General features: G+C 66.0%; 1 protein-coding gene. It reads right to left on the bottom strand.

All coding sequences use genetic code 11. The features are described from left to right. Positions 1 to 74: 74 nt before the first annotated feature. Positions 75 to 291: NUDIX domain-containing protein (locus ACLQ25_RS32895; RefSeq protein WP_425734621.1), on the bottom strand; the 217-nt coding region annotated here is incomplete at its 5' end.

The raw sequence follows: 291 nt of genomic DNA, 5'->3' as shown, positions 1-291 counted from the left end.
TAGCCAACGCCGTCCGGTATGGACGTTACGCCCGTGTCATCCCCACTCGGCCGCCGAATCTTGCTGAGATCACCTCACTGGATCTCGAACCGAAGCGGTGTGATGTCGTACTCGACCTCCCCCAGCTTCCGGACAATGCGAAAGCCCGTCAGCCCAGTCTCCTCGCGGGCCTCGCGCAGCGCGGCGTCCTCCGCCGCCTCACCGGCACGGACGGACCCGTTACCTTTTTGATCGTCCCCAGCCGGGGACCCTCGGTCGCCCGGCCCGGTATGACTTCCTGCCCCTGTCGTT

This window comes from Micromonospora sp. DT44, assembly GCF_049841635.1.
GTDB lineage: Bacteria > Actinomycetota > Actinomycetes > Mycobacteriales > Micromonosporaceae > Micromonospora.
The sequence above is the reverse complement of the archived record's forward strand: the minus strand, read 5'-3'. Positions and strand labels throughout refer to the sequence as shown.